Genomic DNA, 21,935 nt, shown 5'->3' with positions numbered 1-21,935 from the left:
GCCGCCGCAGCAGGGTCCGGGGCCGGGATCAGGGACCGGTCAGGGGGAACCCCGATGGTGTCGGCGCAGCACTGCCGGGATGCTGGTGGCCATGACCGATCACCAGCACGACTCCGCTCCCGGCACCGCCGCCGGCAGCGCCGACTCGACGACCCGGTTCTTCGACTGGGTCCGCGGCCTCGGCATCGCGCGCACCGACGACCGCTGGCTCGCCGGCGTGTGCGGCGCCGTCGCCCGCCGCACCGGGCTCGACCCCCTCGTGGTCCGCGGCGTGACGATCGTCGTCGCGCTGCTGGGCGGGCCGGTCTTCCTCGCCTACGCGGCCGGCTGGGCGCTGCTGCCCGACACCGCCGGACGCATCCACGTCGAACGGATGATCCGCGGGGTCCTCGACCCGGCGCTCATCGCGATCGGCGCCTTCGTGGCGCTCACCTTCGTGCCCGCCGCCCGCGGCCTCTGGTGGCAGGGGGTCCCGGACGCCTGGGGGATGCCCGGCTGGCTCGAGGCGACCCTCGCCACCGCGTGGAGCATCGTGCTGGTCGGCGGGATCGTGTGGCTCATCGTGGTCCTGGCCCGACGCGGGGTGGACGGCGATCGGACAGCGGGCACCGGCACCGGCACCGGCGCTGGCACCGACCCGACCGCTGCCCCGCGAGGCGACTTCTGGACCAGCCCCGAGGAGCCGCGCCCGGCCCGGAACGCGTGGACCGCGGAGGCGACCGGCGCGCCGGACGCAGGACGGGCCTCCTGGCAGTGGGGTGCACCCGTGAGCCCCGAGGACCGGCGACGGCAGCACGAGGAGCGGATGCGCGCGGAACGCGAGCGCGCGTCCGAACGGCGGGCGGAGCGGGCCGAGCGGCGCCCCGGTGCTGCGTACGTCGCCGTGTCCCTCGGACTCGCACTCGTCGCCGGAGCCGGGGTCGCGTTCTGGGCACAGCAGGCCGGGTGGTCCGTCCCGGTCCTCGGGATCGCCGCGGCGCTCGCCGTGCTGGCGGTCGCCACGATCGTCGCCGGGGTCCGAGGCCGTGACGACGACGTGCTCGGACTGTTCTCCACGGTCGCCGCGGTCGCCCTCGTGGTCACCGGGGTTCTGCCTGCCGGCACCCAGGTCTCGCTGATCGGCGGCACCACGTGGCAGGTGGAACGGGCCGCCCCGGGGACCGAACGGAACTTCGCGATGCTGGCCGGCGGTCCGACGCTGGACCTCCGCGGGCTCGAACCGTCGGCGGTCGGGGGCGACGTGACCCTCTGGCTGGGCGCCGGCGGGGCCGATGTCCTGCTGCCGACCGACCTGCCGGTCCGGGTCCAGGTGAGCGGTGTCGGCTACGGGGTCGACACCGGCGGCGACGGCGACGGCGCCGGTGGGGTGCTCCGGACCACCACGCTCGAGAACCGAGCGGCACGCACCGCCGACGCGGACGAGACGACGACGGTGCACCTGTGGATCCTCGGCGGTGGCGTCGAGGTGCCGCGGGCGATCACGGTCGGCGAGTGAGGAACGGGACGATGACGACGGACAGTACGACCAACGACAGCCCGACGAACGACAGCCCGATGGACGACGGCACGACGAACGACGGGGCGACTGCGCCGGTGGCCGCGGACGGGCCCGCCCGCGGGCCTCGACACGGCGGTGCACGCTTCGGCACGATCCTCTGGGGCGTGCTGCTCCTGGTGTTCGCCGGCGCGATGGCCGTGAGTGCGCTGCCGATGTTCTCAGTGGACACCACGACCCTGCTGTTGGCCGCCTGCATCGCCGCCGGTGTGCTGCTGGTCGTGGCGGGGATGGTGGCCGCTCTGTCCCGCACACGGCGGTAGTCCGCCCGCTCCGTGCACAGGGCCGTCGAGGTGTGCACGGGGGTCACCCGGACGGCTTAGCATCATCCACGTGACCGCGACAGACGCCGAGCGGGCCGCCCAGCGCGACGCCACCGAGCAGCCCCTCGACCGCAGCACCCGCCTGCGCCGGTGGATGCTGCACGGGGCCGACCAGGGCGCCTCGCACCAGGGCCCGCACCAGGTCGAGGTCGAGAAGACCCACCCGTGGTGGCGGGTCATGTGCCTGACCGGCGTCGACTACTTCTCCACCCTCGGGTACCAGCCCGCCATCGCCGCGCTCGCCGCGGGTCTGCTGTCGCCGATCGCGACGATCGTCCTCGTGCTCGTCACGCTGTTCGGGGCGCTGCCGGTCTACCGCCGGATCGCCCACGACAGTTTCCGGGGCGCCGGGTCGATCATGATGCTCGAGAAGCTCCTGCCGTGGTGGGCGGGCAAGCTCCTCGTGCTGGTGCTGCTCGGGTTCGCCGTGACGGACTTCATGATCACGATGACCCTGTCGGCGGCCGACGCCACGGCGCACATCGCCGAGAACCCGTACACGCCGCACTGGTTCACCGAGATCCCGGTGCCGCTCACCCTGGCGCTGCTGCTCCTGCTCGGCATCGTGTTCCTGCGCGGGTTCAAGGAGGCCATCGGCATCGCGGTCGGGCTCGTCGCGGTGTTCCTCGCCCTGAACGCCGTGGTCATCATCGTCGCCCTCTGGCACGTGTTCGAGAACCCGATGGTGGCGAGCGACTGGTGGTCCGGGCTGACGGCGCAGCACAGCAACCCGCTCGTGATGGTCGGCATCGCCCTGATCGTGTTCCCGAAGCTCGCGTTGGGGCTCTCCGGGTTCGAGACCGGCGTCGCGGTGATGCCCCAGGTGCGCGGTGACGCCAGCGACGACACCAGCGACCGACCCGAGGGCCGGATCCGCGGCACCAAGCGGCTGCTGACCGTCGCGGCGCTCATCATGAGCTCGTTCCTCATCACGTCGTCGATCGTGACGACGTTCCTCATCCCGCAGCGCGAGTTCCAGCCGGGCGGCGGTGCGAACGGGCGTGCCCTGGCGTACCTGGCGCACGAGTACATGGGCGGGGTGTTCGGGTCGATCTACGACTTCTCGACCGTCGCCATCCTGTGGTTCGCCGGCGCGAGCGCGATGGCGGGGCTCCTCAACCTGGTGCCGCGGTTCCTGCCCCGCTACGGCATGGCACCGCAGTGGGCGCGTGCGGTGCGTCCCCTCGTGATCATCTTCACGCTCATCGCGTTCGTCATCACGATCATCTTCCAGGCCGACGTCGACGCCCAGGGCGGTGCCTACGCCACCGGCGTGCTGGTGCTCATCACGAGCGCAGCGGTCGCGGTGACGCTGTCCGCGCGCCGCAAGCAGCAGCGCAAGCGCACCATCGCGTTCGGTGTGATCTCGGTCGTGTTCGTCTACACCACGGTCGCCAACGTCATCGAGCGGCCCGACGGCGTGCGGATCGCGGCGATCTTCATCATCGCGATCGTCGTGGTGTCGCTCATCTCGCGCGTACGGCGTTCGTTCGAGCTCCGGGCGTCGTCGATCGAGCTCGACGCGATCGCCCGCCAGTTCGTCGAGGCCGACGCCGACCAGTTCAGTTCGGTCTGCATCATCGCGAACGAACCCGGTGCCGGCACGGCCGAGGCGTACCGGGCGAAGGGGCGCGAGGAACGCCGCGACTCCGGCATCCCGGCCCGCGTGCCGACGATGTTCCTCGAGGTCCTGCCGGCCGACTCCTCGGACTTCGAAGAGGACCTGGTGGTCGAAGGCCACGTCATCCACGGGTTCCGCGTGCTCAAGGTCCGTTCCGGCAACGTCCCGAACACCATCGCGTCGACGCTCCTCGCCATCCGCGACATCGCCGGGGTGGTGCCGAGCATCTACTTCGAGTGGAACGAGGGCAGTCCGATCCGCAACGCGCTGCGCTTCGTGTTCACCGGCGCCGGCGACGTCGCCCCCGTCACGCGCGAGGTCCTGCGCGAAGCGGAACCCGAGGTCAACCGACGGCCGAGCGTCCACGTCTCGTGAGCCACGGACCGGGCGCGGGGCGTGCCTCCGGGCCCGTCGGCGGCCTGGCGGCGATCGCGGTCGCCGCGGCGGTGTGGGGCACCACCGGGACCGCGACGCACTTCGCCCCCGGTGTGCCGGCGTTCGTGTTCGGTGCGGTGACCTTCGGGCTCGGCGGCCTCGTCCTCGCCGCGACCGCGGGCCGCGGCACACTGCGTGCCGTCACGCAGCGCCGGACCCGCGGCTGGGCGCTGCTCGGGGCCGCATCGCTCGTGGTCTACGCGGTCGCGTTCTACGCGGCCCTCGCCGACGCCGGGGTCGCGCTCGGCACGACCCTGGCCATCGGGTCGTCGCCCGTCTTCGCCGGCCTGGTCGAGTGGGTCGCCGACCGCAGACGCGTCACCCGTCGGTGGGTCCTCGCAACCATGGTGAGCGTGGTCGGCATGGTCGTCGTCACCCTCGCGCGCTCGGAGCACGACGGCGGCGGGCAGTCACTCGCGGTCGGCGTCGGCAGTGCCCTGGTCGCCGGTCTGACGTACGCGCTGTACTCGTGGGCGGTGGCGCGGGGGATGCACGCCGCGACGAGCCGGATGCCGATCGCCGTCGTCCGCGCGGAGTCCGACAGCATGCGCGTCGGCGGGGACGTCGGGGTCGCGGCGGCACGGGCTGCCCGAGGGCCGAACGAACGCGGGCTCGTCGGAGCGGTGTTCGGGGTGGCCGCGGTGCCGCTCGTCGTGCTCGCCGTGGTGGCGGGCGGGCCGTTCCTGGGCGACGCCGGCAACTGGCCGGTGTTCCTGTACCTGGCGCTGGTGCCGACGGTGATCGGGCACTCGCTGTACGCGCTCGGGCTCCGGACGGTGACGGCGTCGGTCGCGACGTTGCTGTCCCTGCTCGAGCCCGTCGTGGCCGCGGTGCTGGCGGTGCTCGTGGTGGGGGAGCGCCTGGGGCTCGGCGGATGGGCCGGGATCCTGCTGGTGGTGGCCGGGCTGTCCGTGCTGGCGCTGCCCGCGCGGCGCGCCGGCTGACCTGCAGCGACCAGCCAGCGGTGACGCCCGCGCGTCAGCCGTCCAGGATCTGGTCCCGCACCTTCCGCCGCAGCACCTTGCCGATCATCGAGCGCGGCAGGTCCTCGACCACGACGACCCGGCGCGGCACCTTGTACGCCGCCAGGTGCTCGCGCGACCAGGCCCGGAGCGCGGCGCCGTCGAACGCCGCGGGGTCCTTCGGCACGACCGCGGCGACGACCTGCTCGTTGCCGCCCTGCGTGATGCCGACGACCGCGACCTCCTTGACGCTGGGGTGCTTGAGCAGGGTGTCCTCGACCTCGGACGGCGACACGTTGAAGCCGCCGGTGATGATGAGTTCCTTCAGGCGGTCGACGATCCGGACGTACCCGTCGGCGTCGATCGCCACGATGTCGCCGGTGCGGAACCAGCCGTCGGGCGTGAAGACCTCGTCGGTGGCCTCCGCCTTGCCCCAGTAGCCGCGGAACACCTGCGGGCCACGGACCTGCAGTTCGCCGGGCTCGTCGATACCGAGCACCTTCGTGTCGTCGTCGGGGTCGACCACGCGCGCCTCGGTGGAGGACAGCGGCAGGCCGATCGATCCGAGTCGACGCTCGGGGGAGACCGGGTTGGCCATCAGGACCGGGGAGCACTCGGACAGGCCGTAGCCCTCGACCAGGTAGCCGTCGGTCCGGGCTTCCCACGGCTCGACGATGTCCTGCGACAGCGGCATGGCGCCGGAGATGCCGATCTCGATGCCCTTGAGGGACACCTTCGCCGAGTCCGCCGCGTGCTGCAGTCGGGCGTAGATGGGCGGCACGGCCGGCAGGAACGTCGGTGGGTGGCGCTTGATCGCCGTCAGGACGAGGGCGGGGTCGAACGCGGGGAAGAGCACGAGCCGTGATGCCATGCTCATCGCGAAGGTCAGGCAGAGCGTCAGACCGTAGGCGTGGAACATCGGCAGCACCGCGTACACGACGTTGTCGCCGCGGCGGATCTGCGGCACCCACGCCCGGGCCTGCGCGGCGTTCGCCAGCAGGTTCCGGTGGCTCAGCACCGCACCCTTCGGGATCCCGGTGGTGCCGGACGTGTACTGGATCAGCGCGACGTCGTCGGTGGCCGGCCGCGGGTGCCGCTTCGACAGCTTGCGGGTGTCCGCGAGGTCGTCCCACTTGACCGTGCCGCGCACCTTCGCCGTCAGCTTCGCGCGGGACTCCCGGGCCTTCGACACCGGCAGCGCCAGGGCGAGCCGGGTGCTCCGGGGCATGGCGCGGGTGATGTCGACCGAGACGATCGCGTCGAGGTGCACGTCGGCCGGGAAGTCCTGCAGCGTCGCGACGGACTTGTCCCACGCGATGGCGACCTTGGCGCCGTGGTCCTCGAACTGGTGGCGGAGTTCCCGCGGCGTGTACAGCGGGTTGTGCTCGACCACGATCGCGCCGAGCCGCAGCACCGCGTAGAACGCCACGATGTGCTGCGGGCAGTTCGGCAGGACGATGGCGACGCGGTCACCCGCGCCCACGCCGAGCTTCCGCAAGCCGTTCGCCGCGCGGAGGATCTGCTCCTCGAGGTCGGCGTAGCTCGTGGTGCGCTTGAAGAACTCGAGTGCGACCTGCCTGGGGAACTTCCGGGCCGACTGCTCGACCAGGTCGTACAGGGAACCACTCTGTTCCTCGATGTCGTGCGGGACCCCCGGGGCGTACGAGGCAAGCCAGGGACGAGGCGTGTCGATGCTCACCCGACCCAACCTAGTGGGCGACCCCCGTGCACGCTGGGAGGGCCACTTTGCGCGATGCCACCCCCGTACCCAGACGACGGACGGAACATGACGGCATGTCCACTGTCTCCGACGCCTTCCGGTCCCGCCTCAACCAGACGTTCACGGGTGGTTCGACCGGCACGGAAGCCTGGATGGACGACCTGGAACACGGCACCGACGCGGGCTTCTTCGGTCCGGGCTCCGCCACGTGGGCGGTGCACGGTGGCAGCCACGGCATCGTCGCCGGTGTGCGGGCACTGCTCGTCCAGGCGCTGCACCCCGGCGCGCTCGCCGGCGTCGCTGACCACTCCCGCTACCGCGAGGACCCGTTCGGTCGCCTGGCCGGCACCAGCCGGTGGATCGCGACGGTCACGTACGGCGACCGGCAGACCGCTCGCAGCGGCAGCGACTGGGTGCTCCGGCTGCACGAGCGGGTCCGTGGGCAGTACGTCGACGCGCACGGCACCACCCGCCCCTACGCGGCGAACGACCCGGACCTGGCGCGCTGGGTGCACCTCGCCTTCACCGACGCGTTCCTCCGCGCCGCCCAGCGCTGGGGCGGTCCGATCCCCGGGGGCGCCGACGCGTACGTGCGGGAGTGGGCCGAGGCCGGTCGCCTCATGCGCATCGTCGACCCGCCCGAGTCCGAGGCGGAGCTCCGTGCCCAGATGAACGGGTACCTCGACCGCGGCGAACTCCTGGTCGACTCGCGCACCCGCGACGTCGTCCGGTTCATCAAGGACCCGCCGCTGTCCCGCCTGCTGCGACCCGGCTACCGCGCGGTGTTCCAGGGCGCCGTGTCCACGCTCGATCCGCGGCACCGGTCGCTGCTGGGCCTCCGTGCGCCGATCGTCGGCCCGGTCGAACTGCCGGTGGTCCGCACCACGAAGCTCGTGCTCGACGGGATCGGGGCGGTGCTCGACGACCAGACCGCCTCCGAACGGGCCGCGCGGCGGCGTATCGCGCGCCTGCAGCGCACCGACGGCGGCGTGGTCGCCTGACCACGGCGGTCACCGCGACCACCTGACGGAGGGGAGGCACGGTGCCAGCCGGCTCCGTGCCTCCCGTCCGCTCGTGGGGGCGTCAGAAACCCGACGGCACCCGGGGTGTGTACGCGGACTCGAGCCGCGTGACCTCGTCGTCGGTGAGCCGCAGCGACGCTGCGGCCACCGCGTCGTCGATGTGGTGCTCCTTCGTCGCGCCGACGATGGGCGCGGAGACCGCGGGCTTGCCGGCGACCCAGGCCAGGGCGACCTGCGCCATCGGGACGCCGCGCTCCGTGGCGACGGCCTCGACCGCGTCGACGATCGCGCGGTTGGCGTCCTCGTCCTGCTTGTACAGGGTCTTGCCGAACTCGTCGGTCTGCGCACGCGAACCCGACCCGGAGGCGTCCCAGGGGCGGGTGACACGGCCGCGGGCGAGGGGGCTCCACGGGATCACGCCGACGCCGGTGTGCTCGCAGAACGGGAGCATCTCGCGCTCCTCCTCGCGTTCGAGCAGGTTGTACTGGTCCTGCATGCTCACGAACTTCGTCCAGCCGTGGCGCTCGGCGGTGTGCTGCATCTCGGCGAACTGCCACGTCCACATGCTGCTCGCGCCGATGTACCGCGCCTTGCCGGCCTTGACGACGTCGTGGAGGGCCTCCATGGTCTCCTCGATCGGCGTCACCGGGTCGAAGCGGTGGATCTGGTACAGGTCGACGTAGTCGGTGCCCAGCCGGGTCAGGGACGCGTCGATCTCGTGCATGATCGCCGCACGGGACAGTCCGGCGCCGTTCCGGCCGGGACGCATCCGGTTGAAGACCTTCGTGAAGACCTGGACGTCCTCGCGCGGAGCCAGTTCGGCGAGGAGTGTGCCGGTGATCTCCTCGCTGCTGCCGTCGGAGTAGACGTTCGCGGTGTCGAAGGTCGTGATGCCGGCCTCGAACGCGCGACGGACGAACGGGCGGGCGTCGTCGATGCCGACGCTCCAGGCGTGCGAACCCCGGTCCGGGTCGCCGTACGACATCATGCCGAGGACGACGCTGCTGATCTCGAGCCCCGAGTTGCCGAGGCGCTTCGTGTCGGTGGTCATGCTGCTCGTCTCCGCGGCGGTGCCGCTCGTGTCGGTGGTCATGCCGTCACTCTGGCATCGCGGCCTGTGACGGCGAGCAGGCGGACCTGGAGCGGGGAGTCCTCGGTGACGTCGACCGGGGGCGCGTACAGCCCGGTGGCGGCGAGGTCCTCGATCTGGGGCTCGAAGTACTCCCACACCGCGCGGACGAGCTCCTCGGGCAGGGCCTCCTCGGTGCCCGTCGCCCGGGCGAGGTCCCACGTGTGGATCGTGATGTCGCTCGTCTGCTCGGTGAGGTACTGCGCGGCGGGCACGACGTCGGTGCTGAGGTGCACGGGGGTGTCCTGCGGGGCGTTCCGCCAGGCGTCGGTGGCCGCCGTGGCGAACCGGTGCCACTCGGCCACCAGGTCGTCACCGATCGGCTCGAGGTCGGCCTGGGCCTGGGCGTAGTCGCACCCGGTCAGGAGCTTCGGGATCCAGCGCTGCTCGTCGACGACGTGGGCGACGAGGTCGCGGGTGGTCCACTCGGAGTCGGGGGTGGGAGCGTCCCAGTCGGTGACGGCGGCGACGCGGCGGCCGAACTCGGCTGCCGCGAGGGCCTGCATCGCGATCCAGTCGGTGGCCATGGTGGTGCTCCTGTTCGTCGTGCGGGCGTGTGCGCTGGTGCTGGTGCTCTTGGTGCTGGTGCTGGTGCTTGGTGCTTGGTGCTTGTCGTGCAACTCGGGGTGTGGAGTGTGGATTCCCCTCGCCTCGTCGCACGTGCCAACGTTACGCGGCGGCAGCGCTCGGCCGCCCGTCCCCGCTGTCTGCCCTGCCCTTGCTCGCTTTCGTGCCCCTGCTCGCCCCCGTGACCCGTTTGTGCCCCCGTGTGCCCCGTGTGCCCCCGTGCTCGTCGTTGGGGGTCCTTGCTCGTCGTTGCTCGTCCTCGCGCGTCCTTGCGCGAGCGGGCGAAATGCCGCGCTGCGTCCCCGCCGTGTCCCGGGCATTCCGCCCGCTCGGCCGCGCTTCCGATCTCGGCCGGGGTCGCTCGCGTCCTCCGCTCGGGTCCTTGCGCGAGCGGGCGAAATGTCCGGCGTGCCACAGGGACCGGCGTGGTGTTTCGCCCGCTCGTGGCGTCCGACACGGGCGCCGGCGTGGGCGTGATCGCGGGGACCGGCGTCGACTTCGGTGCCGGCATCGGCGAGCGGGCGGAATGCCTGACGAGCCAGGACGAGGCTCCGTGGTATTTCGCCCGCTCGTGGTCGGGGGAGCGGTGCCGACAATGAAGAACGCCCCGACTCCGTGCGGAGTCGGGGCGTTCTTCTCGGGTTCGGGGAGTGCCGTTCGGTGCCCTCAGGCGGGCAATGCGTCAGAGGTGGGTCAGGCCGCCTGGAGGACGAACTGGACGTCGAGGTTGATCGTGACGTCGTTGCCGAGCGTGAAGCCGCCGGCCTCGAGCGCCGCGTTCCAGTTCACACCGAACTCGGTGCGGTCGATCTTCGTCGTCGCCTCGGCACCGAACTTGACCTGGCCGTAGCCATCGGTGGTGAAGCCGCCGAGCTCGGCCTTGAGGACGACCGGCTTGGTGACGCCGCGCAGGGTCAGGTCGCCCGCGATGTGCAGGTCGTCGCCCTTCGCCTCGATGCTCGTGGAGCGGAAGGTCAGCTGCGGGTGCTCCTCGGTGAGGAAGAAGTCGCTCGTCTTGAGGTGCTGGTCGCGCTGCTCCTGGCCGGTGTTGATCGACGCGACGTCGATGTTGGCCTCGACGGTCGACTCGAGCGGGTTCTCGGCGGTGACGACGGTGGCGTCGAACGTCTCGAACTTGCCCTTGACCTTGCTGATGGCGAGGTGGCGAACCGAGAAGGTGACCTCGGAGTGGGTCGGGTCGATCTTCCAGGTGCCGGTCTTGTAGCCGGGAACGGTGTCAGCGGTGAGCGTCATGGTGGTCCTTCTTCCGAACGAGAGTCTGCGGTGCGACGCGTTCCATGCGCCTGCATCGAGTTGATACTACGACAGTGTGCACCGTTTTGGTTGAAGCGTCAACCATTGTTCACCCAAGGGTCGCAAACCGCGTGTCGTGGGCTCCTCTGGTTCCGACCTCGAGCAGCCGACGGATGCGGTGCACGAAACGCTCGACACCGTGAGCCAGGTCGTCTGCTGTCGCTCTGACGAGCCACCAGTCCACGTCCTTCAGGTGTTCCCCGCGCGTCAGGTCCTTCCGGAAGGTCGCGGGATCGGTGCGGTGCAGATCGCTCTCGTACTCGATCGCGACCCTGGCAGCGGGGTAGGCAAGGTCCACACATGCGATCCACTGCCCGTCGACGACGACATCGTGGTTGAGCGACGGCTCTGGGAGCCCGCGACGAACGAGTGCCAGCCGTGTCCGGGTCTCTCCGGGAGACCGAGATCCCCGCCGGATCTCGTCGAGCGCGAGGCGGAGCTTCACGATGCCGCGCATCCCTCGTCGTCGATGGACGGCCTGGGCGAGTTCGTCGAGCGTCGCCCAGCCGAGCCACCCCACGAGCGCATCGCCCGCGACGATGAGTTCGTCGAGCGTCAGCATCGAGCCCAGTGCGACGAACGTGTCGGCCGGAGTGGTCAGCGGGACCCCTCGTGCGATCGTCGCGCGGACCGATCCGTACCGCGCCCGGTGGCCGACCGTGCCGCCAACCCGGAGCGCTTGGTCGATCCCGATCGTCGTGACGTGCAACCGCTGGTCGCGTTCGAGACGACGGGGCAGTGGGATGCCGATGATCGCTGCTGCGGTGACGTGGCTGAACACCTGATCGGGGCGGAGTCGAGGAGCGAGTGCTCTCGCACGTTCATCTACGGCCTCAGGCGGGAACGCCGATCGGATTCCGTGGAACGGGCGGACGAGATCGCGAGCATCGAGTCGGCCACGCGACACGCCTCGATGCAGCGCATCCCGTACTCGGAACGAAGCGTCGCGGAGTGCCATCGGGAGTCGGCGTCTTGCGGTCATCTCCACAGCGTGACGGCGAGCCGATCCCGAGGGGGAGAGTCGGGCCTCCTTTGTGGACGGCTTGCCCGCTCTCGCCGCTGTGGAGGGACGGCTGTTCCTGCGAGCGGGCGAAACACCGTGCCTGCCGCCTGGCCGCACGGCGATGTTTCGCCCGTTCGCCGGGTGGAGGCGATCGAAGGGAGCAGGAAGCCACAGCCCGGGGTCGTCCTTCAGACGAGCGGGCGAAATGTCTGGGTGCGCTGGCGAGAGCACCGTGGCATTTCGCCCACTCGCGGATCCCGACTCCGACCCCGGCCTGACCTCGGACTCGGACTCGGGCTCGCACCCATTCCGCCGCACCCCGCACCCCGCACCTCCAGCCCGCGCCACACCCCCCCACCCCCCCCGACAGGCACTCGCGGGACCCCTCACGCCGCGGCGGGAGCCAGTAGCGTCGGGGCCATGGAATTCAGGTACCTGGGCAACTCCGGACTCAAGATCTCCGAGATCACCTACGGCAACTGGCTGACGCACGGCTCGCAGGTCGAGAACGACGTCGCCACCCAGTGCGTGCGGGCAGCGCTCGACGCCGGCATCACCACGTTCGACACCGCGGACACGTACGCCAACACCGCCGCCGAGACCGTCCTCGGCGAGGCGCTCAAGGGCGAGCGGCGCCAGTCCCTCGAGGTCTTCACGAAGGTCTACTGGCCGACCGGCCCGAAGGGGCACAACGACGTCGGCCTCAGCCGCAAGCACATCATGGAGTCGATCGACGGCTCGCTCGAGCGACTGCAGACCGACTACGTCGACCTCTACCAGGCGCACCGCTACGACTACGAGACCCCCCTGGAAGAGACGATGCAGGCCTTCGCCGACGTCGTCCGCCAGGGCAAGGCGCTCTACATCGGCGTCAGCGAGTGGTCCGCCGAGCAGATCCGCGCCGGTGCCGCACTCGCCAAGGAGCTCGGTTTCCAGCTCATCTCGAACCAGCCGCAGTACTCGATGCTGTGGCGGGTCATCGAGGGCGAGGTCGTCCCCGCCTCGAAGCAGCTCGGCCTGTCGCAGATCGTCTGGTCGCCCATCGCGCAGGGCGTCCTGACCGGCAAGTACAAGCCGGGTCAGCCCCTGCCCGAGGGCTCGCGCGCCACGGACGAGAAGGGCGGCGCGGACATGATCAAGCGGTTCATGCGCGACGAGGTCCTCGAAGCCGTGCAGCGCCTGCAGCCCGTCGCCGACCAGGCCGGCCTCACGCTCGCGCAGCTCGCGATCGCGTGGACCCTGCAGAACGAGAACGTCGCGTCGGCCATCGTCGGCGCCTCGCGTCCGCAGCAGGTCACGGACAACGTCAAGGCCGCCGGAGTCAAGCTCGACGCGGACGCCCTCGCGGCGATCGACGAGGCACTCGGCGACATCCCGGAACGGGACGCGTCCAAGAACGTGTCCCCGTCGTCGCGCCCCGCGTAGACGCGACCGACCGACGGACGGGAGGCCCGGTGCCAGCTGGCACCGGGCCTCCCGTCCGTCGTCCCCGCGCCGCTGACCACCGCAGCTGACGGATCGTCAAGATGAACGGCATGTGTCGTGTATCTGGCAGGGGCCTGGCAAAACACGTACCCCACCCAAACCACCCACCCAGGCCCCCCGAATCGGGGGCATGACCCGAACTGATACCCCCGTTCTGGTGTCACCCGACACCGGTGCGGAGCGGACCGTGCGCCCTGGCGCGGTCCCACGCCTGCTCGCCACCGCGAGGCAACTCGCGTCGTTCGGCACCATCGGTGCCGTCTGCTTCGTCATCGACCTGGGCGTCTACAACCTGCTCCGCGCCACCGTCATGTCGGACGGTCCCATCGCCGCGAAGATCGTGTCGGCCATCGTGTCGACCTCGGTCGCGTGGATCGGCAACCGCTTCATCACCTTCCGTGCCCAGCGCCAGACCGGCCGCCGCGAGACCGTCCGCGAGGGGTTGCTCTTCGCTGCCACGAACCTCGTCGGCCTCGGCATCGCCGCTGCCTGCCTGTTCGTCTCGCACTACGTCCTCGGCTTCACGTCCACCCTCGCCGACAACGTCGCCGGCAACGGCGTCGGCCTCGTCCTCGGCACCGCGTTCCGCTTCGCCGCGTACAAGGCCCTCGTCTTCCGGTCCACCGACACTCGTCCGAAGGGGTTCCCCGAATGACCATCCCAGCCGCGTTGCTGACGGCCGCAGGGCCGCTGCTCCAGCCCGACGAACGCCCTGGCACGACCGGGGACGTCCCGAACCGTGGGACCACGGACGTGCCGACGGGAGGCTCGGGGCAGCTCCCACAGACCGCCTGGTCGCTGGGCGAGTGGCTCGGCTACTCGACCCTCATCGCCCTCTCCGTGCTGCTCACGATCATCGCGTTGACCACCCTCTGGTGGATGCTGCACGCCTGGCGGTCCCGGGACGCGCTCAAGTCCACCAGCTTCAGCCAGACCCCGCTCCCGGCGGCGCACCGGTTCACGCTCCTGGTGCCCGGTCGGCACGAGCAGGACGTGATGGGGCAGACACTCGACATGCTCGCGACCCAGGACCACCCCGACTTCGAGATCATCGCGATCGTCGGGGAGGACGACCCGGAGACCGACGCCGTCGTGCGTGCCGCGGCGGCTCGGCACCCCTCGCTGATCAAGGTCGTGGTGGACGACACCCTGCCGAAGAACAAGCCGAAGGCGATGAACCTGGCGCTCCAGCACGCGACGGGTGACATCGTCGGCGTGTTCGACGCCGAGGACGAGGTCTACCCGCGGCTGCTCTCCCTCGTCGACTCGCGGTTCCAGGAAACGGACGCCGACGTGGTGCAGGGCGGCGTCCAGCTGATGAACTTCAAGTCGAGCTGGTGGTCGCTCCGGAACGTCCTGGAGTACTACTTCTGGTTCCGCTCGCGCCTGCACTTCCACGCCGGGTCCAAGTTCATCCCGCTCGGGGGCAACACCGTCTTCGTGACGCGCTCCCGCCTGGAGTGGTCGAACGGCTGGGACGCGCACTGCCTCGCCGAGGACTGCGAACTCGGCGTGCGGCTCTCCGCCGACGGCGCGAAGGTCGTCGTCGCCTACAGTCCCGAGGCCGTCACCCGTGAGGAGACCCCGCCGACCTTCGCCTCGCTGCTCAAGCAGCGCACGCGGTGGAACCAGGGCTTCCTGCAGGTGCTGGGCAAGGGGGAGTGGAAGAAGCTGCCGTCCTTCCGGCAACGGTTCTTCGCCCGCTACATGCTCACCATGCCGTTCATCCAGGCGGCCACCGGACTGCTCATCCCGCTGAGCGTCCTGATGATCCTGTTCGTCAAGGTGCCGACGGCGATCGCCCTCGTGTCGTTCGTGCCGGTGGCACCGACGCTCATGCTGCTCGCCGTCGAGGTCGTCGGGCTGAACGAGTTCGGCCGCCTGTACGGCGAGAAGGTCCGGCTCCGCGACTACGTGCGGCTCGTGCTCGGCCTGGTGCCGTACCAGGTGTTCCTCGCCGCCGCGGCGGTCCGGGCAGTCGTCCGGCACGCCAAGGGACAGAACGGGTGGGAGAAGACCGAGCACACCGGTCAGCACCGCAACGGACAGGTCATCGGCTTCGCCTCGGACCTCGACGGGTCGGGCGCGGCGTCGTCCTCGGTCACCGGATCGGGCGCGGCGTCGTCCGACCGTGCGTTCGCCGGCACCACCACGGGAGGCACCCGATGACCGCCAGCATCACCGACACCACGGGCATCCCGATCCGCGGTGCCGCCGCAGCACACCGCTCTGGCATCGGGGCGTGGTTCCGACGGCACGCAGCCAGCCTGACGTGGTTGCTGCCCGTCGTCGCGGTCACCGTGCTCGTCCAGGCCTGGAACATGTCGGGCACGCCGCAGCGCATCGACGACGAGGGGACCTACACCGCCCAGGCGTGGGCGATCACGAACCTCGGCGAGCTCACCCACTACACGTACTGGTACGACCACCCGCCGCTCGGATGGATCCAGATCGCCGGGTACACCGGGCTGACCGGGGCGTTCGCGCGGTACCCCTTCGCGGTGGAGGCCGGGCGCGAGGCCATGGTGTTCTTCTCCGCCGTCTCGAGCATCCTGCTGTTCGTGCTGGCCCGACGTCTCGGTGCCGGACGGATCACGGCGGCCGCGGCCGGACTCGTCTTCGCGCTGTCACCGCTCGCGCTGCAGTACCACCGCACCGTGTACATCGACAACGTCGCGACGCCCTGGCTGCTCGCTGCGTTCGTCCTCGTGCTGAGCCGTCGCCAGCAGCTCGCCGGGTTCGCCGGTGCCGCTGCCTGCCTCGGCATCGCGGTGCTGTCCAAGGAGACCTACCTGCTCGCGCTGCCGTTCCTCATCTGGATGGCCGTGCGTCGCGCCGACACGAGCACCCGCCGGTACACGCTCAGCGTCGCCGGGGCAGTGCTCGTGCTGATCGGCGGCGGCTACCTGCTGCTCGCCGCGGTGAAGGGCGAACTCGTGCCGGGCAACGGACGAGTCAGCCTGTGGGAGGGCGTCACCTACCAGCTCGGGTCGCGGACCGCCTCCGGATCGGTGTTCGACGTGGGCAGCCTGGCGAACGAGGCCGCCGCGCAGTGGTGGGCACTCGACCCGGTGTTCATCGTGCTCGGCTCGGTCGCGGCCTTCGTCGGGCTCTTCCTGCGACGGGTCCGACCGATCGCCGCGATGCTCGTGTTCCTGCTCGCGGTGATGTTCCGGCCGAACGGGTACCTGCCGGTGCCCTACGTCATCATGCTCATCCCGTTCGCAGCGCTCCTCGTCGCGTACACCGTGGAGCGTGCCGTCCTGACGATCGCCGGTCGGGTCCACACCCGGGGCCGGTTCGGCCCGAGGGCCCGGCGCGGCCTCGGCATCACCTGGGCCGTCGTCACGGCTGCGGCGCTCGTCGTCGCGGTGCCGCTGTGGGGGACACAGCTGCGCGGGTTCCTGCTCGGCAACCTCGACCTGCCCATGCAGCAGGCCGAGCGGTGGGTGGGCGACAACGTGCCGAAGTCCTCGCGTCTGCTGGTCGACGACGCCATGTGGGTCGACCTCGTGGACGATGGCTTCGCCCGCAACAACGTCGTCTGGTACTACAAGCTCGACACCGACGGAGCGGTGGAACGGCAGTCCCCGAACGGCTGGAAGGACTCGGACTACGTCATCACGACGGACTCCATGCGCACCGGCGGCAACTCGTCCACCGACGTGCGGCAGGCGATCGAGAACTCCACGGCCGTCGCCACCTTCGGTACCGGTGACCAGCAGGTCGAGGTCCGCCGGATCCACGCCGAGGGAGCCAGTGCCGCCGAGACCGCGATCACCCGGGCCACCGACGTCCGCAAGACCCTGGGGACCGAGCTCGCCTCGAACCCGGCCCTGCGTGCGGACGACGGCACGAAGTCGCAGTTCCGCGCCGGACAGGTCGACTCGCGGGCGATGATCGCGCTCGGACAGGTACTCGCCGACCAGGACGTGCGGGTCAGCCGCTTCACCCCGCGCACCGGGGAGACCGGCCAGCCGTTCCGGACCGTCGTACTGCACACGAGCGACGACGCCTCGGCTGCCCGGGTCCTTCGGACCTTCGACGCCATGTCCGAGGCGTTCCGGCCGGACTCGGTCGAGCGCGAGGGAGCACGGCTCACGGTGACGTACGCCCCGGCCGACCCGACGACGACCGCGACGAGCGCCTCGTGACCCGCGATCGCTCGGCCGGGCCGGTCGAGCTGGCGGCGGCCGCGCTGACGTCCCGCGAGCGGGCGAAATGCCCGGAGGCCTCCGGCGCGGACCCCGGTATTCCGCCCGCTCGCCGGATCGGCCGCGATGACCCTCACCGCGAACGCGTCGGGGCGGAACGCCCGTTGGACGAGCGGGCGAAATGCCCGGGCGGCTCCGGCGCTGACCCCGGTATTCCGCCCGCTCGCGCGGCGGCGGCCGCTCGCCCGGGGCGCGCACGAACCGTACGAACCGCACGAACCGCACGGCCGGCACGAACCGCATGGACCAGATGGTCCGCACGAGCCGCACGGCCGGCATGAACCGTACGAAGCGCACGAACCGCACCTCGACACGACGACCGCACGCCAACCGCACCTCGACCCGAAGGAGCACCATCATGACCGCACACACCACGAACCGCCGCCGCACCGTCGTCGTCGGCGCGCTCACCGCCACACTCGTCGCCGCGACCGTCGGGCTCGCCGCCCCGCAGTCCGCCTCCGCCGCGACGGCCGACCAGGGCTGGCTCCGCGTCGGACACCTGTCGCCAGACACGAAGGGCGTCGACGTCGAACTGTCCAGCCTCGCCGGGGGCAAGACCGTCTTCGAGCTCGACGACGTCACGTACGGCCAGGTCAGCCCCTACGAGAAGCTGCCGGTCGGCACCTACGTCCTGTCGATGCGCGCCGCCGACGCCCCGGACTCCACGCCTGTCATCTCCACCGACGTCACCGTGCAGGAGGGCGACGCGAGCACCGTCGTCGCCTACGGCAAGAACGACGGGCTGAAGACGACCGCGTTCACCGACGACCTGCAGCAGCCCGGCGACGGCAAGGCGAAGCTCCGGCTCGTGCAGGCCGCCACCACCGCGAAGCGGGTCGACGTGCAGACCTCCGAGGGGACCCCGATCGCCGAGGACGCCACCTTCGGCACCGCCACGAAGTACGCCACGGTCGACGCCGGCAAGTGGTCGCTCGACGTCTCCGGCAGCGGTCAGCAGGGCACCGCCAAGGTGGACCTCGCCGGCAACACCGTCTCGACCCTGTTCGTCCTCGACGACAGTGAGGGCAACCTGACGGTCGTGCCCGTGACGGACGCTGCGGCGACCGCCGCCACCCCGTCCGGCGGTGTGCAGACCGGCGGTGGCGGCGCAGCCGCCGACCGGCCGGTGACCGAGGCGGTCCACGCGGCCGTCGCGATGCTCCGCTCGCTGTTCCGCTGACGCCCCGGACTGGAGGCACGGATCACGTGCGCCGCACGGCCCACGTGATCCGCGCCTCCCCGTCGACCCCCACCACCATCCCCGGAGAGGCAGGCCAGCATGACCCGCAGGACCTGGATACCGGTCGCCGCCGCGGCGGCGGTCATCGTCGCCGTCGTGGTCGCGATCGTCGCCGTCCGCCCCTGGTCGTCGAGCACCACGACCGCCGACCCCGGCACGGCGACCCCGACCTCGACCACCGCGCCCGACGCGACGCGCTCGCCGCAGCAGCTGCGGTCCGCGTTCCTGGACCGCTACGTCGAGGGCGGTCGCGTCGTCCGCACCGACCAGGGCGGTGACACCGTCAGCGAGGGGCAGGCGTACGGCTTGCTCATCGCCTACGCGAACGACGACCGTGCGCGCTTCGACGCGATCTGGGAGTGGACGGAAGCGCACCTGCTCACCGACGACGACCTGCTGGCGTGGCGGTGGACGTCCGATCAGGGCGTCGCCGACGAGCAGTCCGCGAGCGACGCCGACCTCGACGCAGCCCGGGCCCTGGTGCTCGCGGGGAAGGCCTGGGACGACGACCGGTACACCGCCGCGGGCAAGCGCATCGCGGCGGCGATCCTCCAGCACGAGACTGCCCGGACCGACCTCGGCACGATCCTGCTGCCCGGACCGTGGGCGGATCAGGAGCCCTACCGGTACAACGCCTCGTACGCCTCGCCCGCGGCCTTCTCGGTGCTGGCGGACGCCACCGGGGACGACCGCTGGAACGCGCTGACCCGGGGTTCGCGCGCTGTGACCGCGGCCGTACTGGACGCCTCCGACCTGCCCAGTGACTGGTCCCAGGTGCACGCCGACGGATCGGTGGACCCGATGCCGGCCGTCGGTGGCGACGGGCGAGTGCTCTACGGGTACGACGCGATGCGGACGCCGCTCCGGTACGCCGAGGCGTGTTCGGCGCCGGACCGGGAGCTCGCGGCGGCACTCGCGCCCACACTCGGACGGACGACCCAGCTCGCCTCGCAGCTCGACCTCGGTGGCACCCCGGTGACGCGGGACACGAACGCGCTGGCCTACACCGCGCGGGCCGCGGCCGAGCAGGCCGCCGGTTCCTCCGGTGCGGCTGCCGCCGACCTCGAGCGGGCCGACCGGACGGCGGCGACCACACCGACCTACTACGGGGACGCCTGGTTGGCGATCGGTTCGACCATGCTGACCTCCGAAGTGCTCGGGGGTTGTGCCGGCGACGTGGGAGGCGGCTCGTGAGCGGCCGTCGGAGCGCCGGGCGCGTCTCGGCCGTCCGGCGCCGAGGCGTGGTGATCGGTGCCGTGGTCGCCGCAGTCGTGGTGGTCGGGGGTGTGGCCGGGGTGGCGGTCGCGTCGACCATCGGCGGTGGTGCGTCGTCGTCCCCGCCGCAGTCCTCGTCGTCTCCGCCGCAGTCCTCGTCGTCTCCGTCGCAGTCGTCGTCGTCTTCGTCTCGTTCTTCTTCGTCGTCCTCGGGTACGGGCATCGAGGGGTTCCAGGACCCGGCCGCACCGCAGGCCCGCTCGACGGCCACCCCGGTCAGCGTGTCGATCCCCGCCATCGGGGTGCGGTCCTCGCTCGAGGACCTGCACCGCGGCGCGGCCGGGGAACTCGACCCGCCCGTCGACTGGGACAGCGCGGGCTGGTTCAGCGACGGGATCGTCCCCGGCGAGGTCGGCCCCGCCGTCATCGCCGGTCACGTCGACAGTCCCACGAGCGCCGCGGTGTTCTTCCGGCTCGACGAACTGGTCACCGGCGACGAGGTCCACGTCCGGATGTCCGACGGCAGCACCCGCACCTTCACCGTCGACCGTTCCGAGCGCGCCGCGAAGTCGGCGTTCCCGACGAGCGACGTCTACGGCCCCACCCCCACCCCGCAACTCCGACTCATCACCTGCGACGGCACGTTCGACACCGCCACCGGGCACTACACGGACAATCTGATCGTGTTCGCAGACCTGTCGTCGGATTGACCCAACAAGCCCGCGATACATTCGATGTGGAGCACGAGGAGCACCATGAGCGAGACCCTGGTCATCATCCCGACCTACGACGAAGCCGAGAACGTCCGGCCGATCGTCGAGCGCACGTTGGCCGCGACCGACGACTCCGTGCACGTGCTCGTCGTCGACGACAACTCGCCCGACGGCACCGGCGACATCGCGGAGGCCATCGCCCGCGAGACCGACCGGGTGCACGTCATGCACCGCACCGTCAAGGACGGCCTGGGCGGCGCGTACCTGTCCGGCTTCGCGTGGGGCCTGGAACACGGCTACGCCAAGCTCGTCGAGATGGACGCCGACGGCTCCCACCACCCCGAGTACCTGCCCTGGATGCTCGAGCTCGCCGACTCGAACGACCTGGTGCTGGGCTCCCGGTGGATCAAGGGCGGCAAGGTCGAGAACTGGCCCTGGTACCGGCTCCTGCTCTCCCGCGGCGGCAACCTGTACACGCGTCTCGCCCTGGGCATCGCCGTGCGCGACGCGACCGGTGGGTTCCGGGTGTTCACCTCGCGGGCGTTCGAGCGGATCGACCTCGCCGGCGTCGCGTCGAAGGGGTACTGCTTCCAGGTGGACCTGTGCTGGCGTGCCCTCGAGGCGGGCTTGCGGGTCGTGGAGACGCCGATCACGTTCACCGAGCGGGAGTTCGGCGTCTCGAAGATGAGCGGCAACATCGTGCGCGAGAGCCTGGCACTCGTGACGAAGTGGGGCATCGACCGCCGGATCCGCGAGACCCGCTCCCTGGTCAAGGACCACCGCAAGCTGCCGTCCGTGCGGAAGAACGCGCATGCGGTCGCCGACCACGCGGGCTGAGGCCGAAGACACGCGAACGCCTGCACACACGAACGGCGACGGACCCGGGGGTTCGTCGCCGTTCGTGTGTGCAGCCTGCGGCTCGCTCGCGCAGCCCGCGGTCGGCTAGCGGAGCACGACCACGCCGCGGCCACGGAAGCGGACGACGCCGGCATCGACCTCGATGGCGCCGAAGCCGTAGAGCTCCTCGCCCACGGCGTCGGGCACCGGGACCTCGGCTGCGTCGTCGGCGAGGTTCACCACGACGTGCACCGGTGCCACGTCGGGGCCGAGCAGCCCGCGCGTGAGCACGAGCCAGCGGCGGTCCTCGTCGAAGCGGACGGCGTTCGCCTCGTAGCGGTGGTCGACGAACGCCTGGTCCGTGCGCCGCAGGGCGATGAGCACCCGGTAGGCACGCAGGATCGCCGCACCGCGCTCCGAGCTGACGTCGGCCCAGTCGAGCTTGGAGTTGGCCCGTCCGGGTCCGGCTCGTCCGGCACCGGCTCCCGAGCCCGAGGCCCCGGCAGCACCCGCTGCCGACGTGCCCGCACCGGCCGCACCGAAGTCCGTCGCGCAGCGACAGGCCGAGGCCGAGGCC

At 71.2% G+C, this 21,935-nt stretch carries 19 protein-coding genes; 13 read left to right on the top strand and 6 right to left on the bottom strand.

Annotation, left to right across the window (positions count from 1 at the left end; genetic code table 11):
* Nucleotides 1-91 precede the first annotated feature (91 nt).
* The 4 genes from H7A73_RS10320 to H7A73_RS10305 all read left to right on the top strand — a co-directional run bounded on the left by H7A73_RS10320 (nt 92) and on the right by H7A73_RS10305 (nt 4,878).
* Entirely contained in the window at nt 92-1,495 is a 1,404-nt protein-coding gene (locus H7A73_RS10320) for a PspC domain-containing protein (protein WP_182065880.1), read from the top strand.
* Between the two features lie 11 nt (nt 1,496-1,506).
* The gene (locus H7A73_RS10315) at nt 1,507-1,818 is read left to right on the top strand and encodes a hypothetical protein (protein ID WP_182065879.1); all 312 of its coding nucleotides are present in this window, start codon (nt 1,507-1,509) and stop codon (nt 1,816-1,818) included.
* Nucleotides 1,819-1,972: 154 nt separating this feature from the next.
* Nucleotides 1,973-3,874 (top strand): amino acid transporter, encoded by a 1,902-nt coding sequence (locus tag H7A73_RS10310; protein ID WP_259362831.1) that lies wholly within the window; start codon nt 1,973-1,975, stop codon nt 3,872-3,874.
* Nucleotides 3,871-4,878 (top strand): DMT family transporter, encoded by a 1,008-nt coding sequence (locus H7A73_RS10305; protein ID WP_182065877.1) that lies wholly within the window; start codon nt 3,871-3,873, stop codon nt 4,876-4,878. Before H7A73_RS10310 ends, H7A73_RS10305 begins: the two co-directional genes overlap by 4 nt.
* 34 nt (nt 4,879-4,912) lie before the next feature.
* On the opposite strand, the gene H7A73_RS10300 is transcribed toward H7A73_RS10305, so the two are convergent.
* On the bottom strand, nt 4,913-6,595 hold the full coding sequence (locus tag H7A73_RS10300) for a long-chain-fatty-acid--CoA ligase (RefSeq protein WP_182065876.1): 1,683 nt from the start codon (nt 6,593-6,595) through the stop codon (nt 4,913-4,915).
* A 95-nt stretch (nt 6,596-6,690) separates the two neighbouring features.
* On the opposite strand from H7A73_RS10300, the gene H7A73_RS10295 reads away from it, so the two are divergent.
* The gene (locus tag H7A73_RS10295; protein WP_182065875.1) at nt 6,691-7,617 is read left to right on the top strand and encodes an oxygenase MpaB family protein; all 927 of its coding nucleotides are present in this window, start codon (nt 6,691-6,693) and stop codon (nt 7,615-7,617) included.
* Nucleotides 7,618-7,699: 82 nt separating this feature from the next.
* Here H7A73_RS10295 and H7A73_RS10290 read toward each other — a convergent pair whose 3' ends face one another.
* The 4 genes from H7A73_RS10290 to H7A73_RS10275 all read right to left on the bottom strand — a co-directional run bounded on the left by H7A73_RS10290 (nt 7,700) and on the right by H7A73_RS10275 (nt 11,429).
* A complete protein-coding gene (locus H7A73_RS10290) occupies nt 7,700-8,731 on the bottom strand; it encodes an aldo/keto reductase (RefSeq protein ID WP_280634932.1) in 1,032 nt (343 codons plus the stop codon).
* A complete protein-coding gene (locus H7A73_RS10285) occupies nt 8,728-9,294 on the bottom strand; it encodes a TIGR03086 family metal-binding protein (protein ID WP_182065874.1) in 567 nt (188 codons plus the stop codon). The genes H7A73_RS10290 and H7A73_RS10285 overlap by 4 nt, the downstream gene beginning before the upstream one ends.
* Nucleotides 9,295-10,027: 733 nt before the next feature.
* Nucleotides 10,028-10,588, bottom strand: a complete 561-nt coding sequence (locus H7A73_RS10280) for a YceI family protein (protein ID WP_027464630.1) — start codon at nt 10,586-10,588, stop codon at nt 10,028-10,030.
* 109 nt (nt 10,589-10,697) lie between these two features.
* On the bottom strand, nt 10,698-11,429 hold the full coding sequence (locus H7A73_RS10275; protein WP_182065873.1) for a hypothetical protein: 732 nt from the start codon (nt 11,427-11,429) through the stop codon (nt 10,698-10,700).
* A gap of 642 nt (nt 11,430-12,071) precedes the next feature.
* Here H7A73_RS10275 and H7A73_RS10270 point away from each other — a divergent pair.
* The 8 genes from H7A73_RS10270 (at nt 12,072) to H7A73_RS10235 (ending at nt 21,358) form a co-directional block, all read left to right on the top strand.
* Entirely contained in the window at nt 12,072-13,076 is a 1,005-nt protein-coding gene (locus H7A73_RS10270) for an aldo/keto reductase family protein (RefSeq protein ID WP_071405490.1), read from the top strand.
* 190 nt (nt 13,077-13,266) lie between these two features.
* Entirely contained in the window at nt 13,267-13,791 is a 525-nt protein-coding gene (locus H7A73_RS10265) for a GtrA family protein (RefSeq protein ID WP_182065872.1), read from the top strand.
* The gene (locus H7A73_RS10260; RefSeq protein ID WP_182065871.1) at nt 13,788-15,305 is read left to right on the top strand and encodes a glycosyltransferase; all 1,518 of its coding nucleotides are present in this window, start codon (nt 13,788-13,790) and stop codon (nt 15,303-15,305) included. The genes H7A73_RS10265 and H7A73_RS10260 overlap by 4 nt, the downstream gene beginning before the upstream one ends.
* Entirely contained in the window at nt 15,302-17,290 is a 1,989-nt protein-coding gene (locus H7A73_RS10255; protein WP_182065870.1) for an ArnT family glycosyltransferase, read from the top strand. Before H7A73_RS10260 ends, H7A73_RS10255 begins: the two co-directional genes overlap by 4 nt.
* Nucleotides 17,291-17,708: 418 nt before the next feature.
* Nucleotides 17,709-18,533, top strand: a complete 825-nt coding sequence (locus tag H7A73_RS10250) for a DUF4397 domain-containing protein (RefSeq protein ID WP_182065869.1) — start codon at nt 17,709-17,711, stop codon at nt 18,531-18,533.
* A gap of 99 nt (nt 18,534-18,632) precedes the next feature.
* Nucleotides 18,633-19,787 (top strand): glycosyl hydrolase family 8, encoded by a 1,155-nt coding sequence (locus H7A73_RS10245; protein WP_182065868.1) that lies wholly within the window; start codon nt 18,633-18,635, stop codon nt 19,785-19,787.
* Nucleotides 19,784-20,518: a class F sortase gene (locus H7A73_RS10240; RefSeq protein WP_182065867.1), complete on the top strand. Its 735-nt coding sequence runs from the start codon at nt 19,784-19,786 to the stop codon at nt 20,516-20,518. The genes H7A73_RS10245 and H7A73_RS10240 overlap by 4 nt, the downstream gene beginning before the upstream one ends.
* A gap of 45 nt (nt 20,519-20,563) precedes the next feature.
* A complete protein-coding gene (locus H7A73_RS10235; RefSeq protein ID WP_209133493.1) occupies nt 20,564-21,358 on the top strand; it encodes a polyprenol monophosphomannose synthase in 795 nt (264 codons plus the stop codon).
* Nucleotides 21,359-21,463: 105 nt separating this feature from the next.
* On the opposite strand, the gene H7A73_RS10230 is transcribed toward H7A73_RS10235, so the two are convergent.
* On the bottom strand, nt 21,464-21,935 hold a 472-nt coding region (locus H7A73_RS10230; RefSeq protein WP_259362825.1), incomplete at its 5' end, for a DUF3459 domain-containing protein.

Origin of the sequence: Curtobacterium sp. ME12, assembly GCF_903970855.1 — a bacterium.
In the GTDB taxonomy this organism is placed as follows: Bacteria; Actinomycetota; Actinomycetes; order Actinomycetales; family Microbacteriaceae; genus Curtobacterium; species Curtobacterium poinsettiae_A.
Note: the sequence above shows the minus strand (reverse complement) of the source record. Positions and strands in the feature narration are given on the sequence as shown.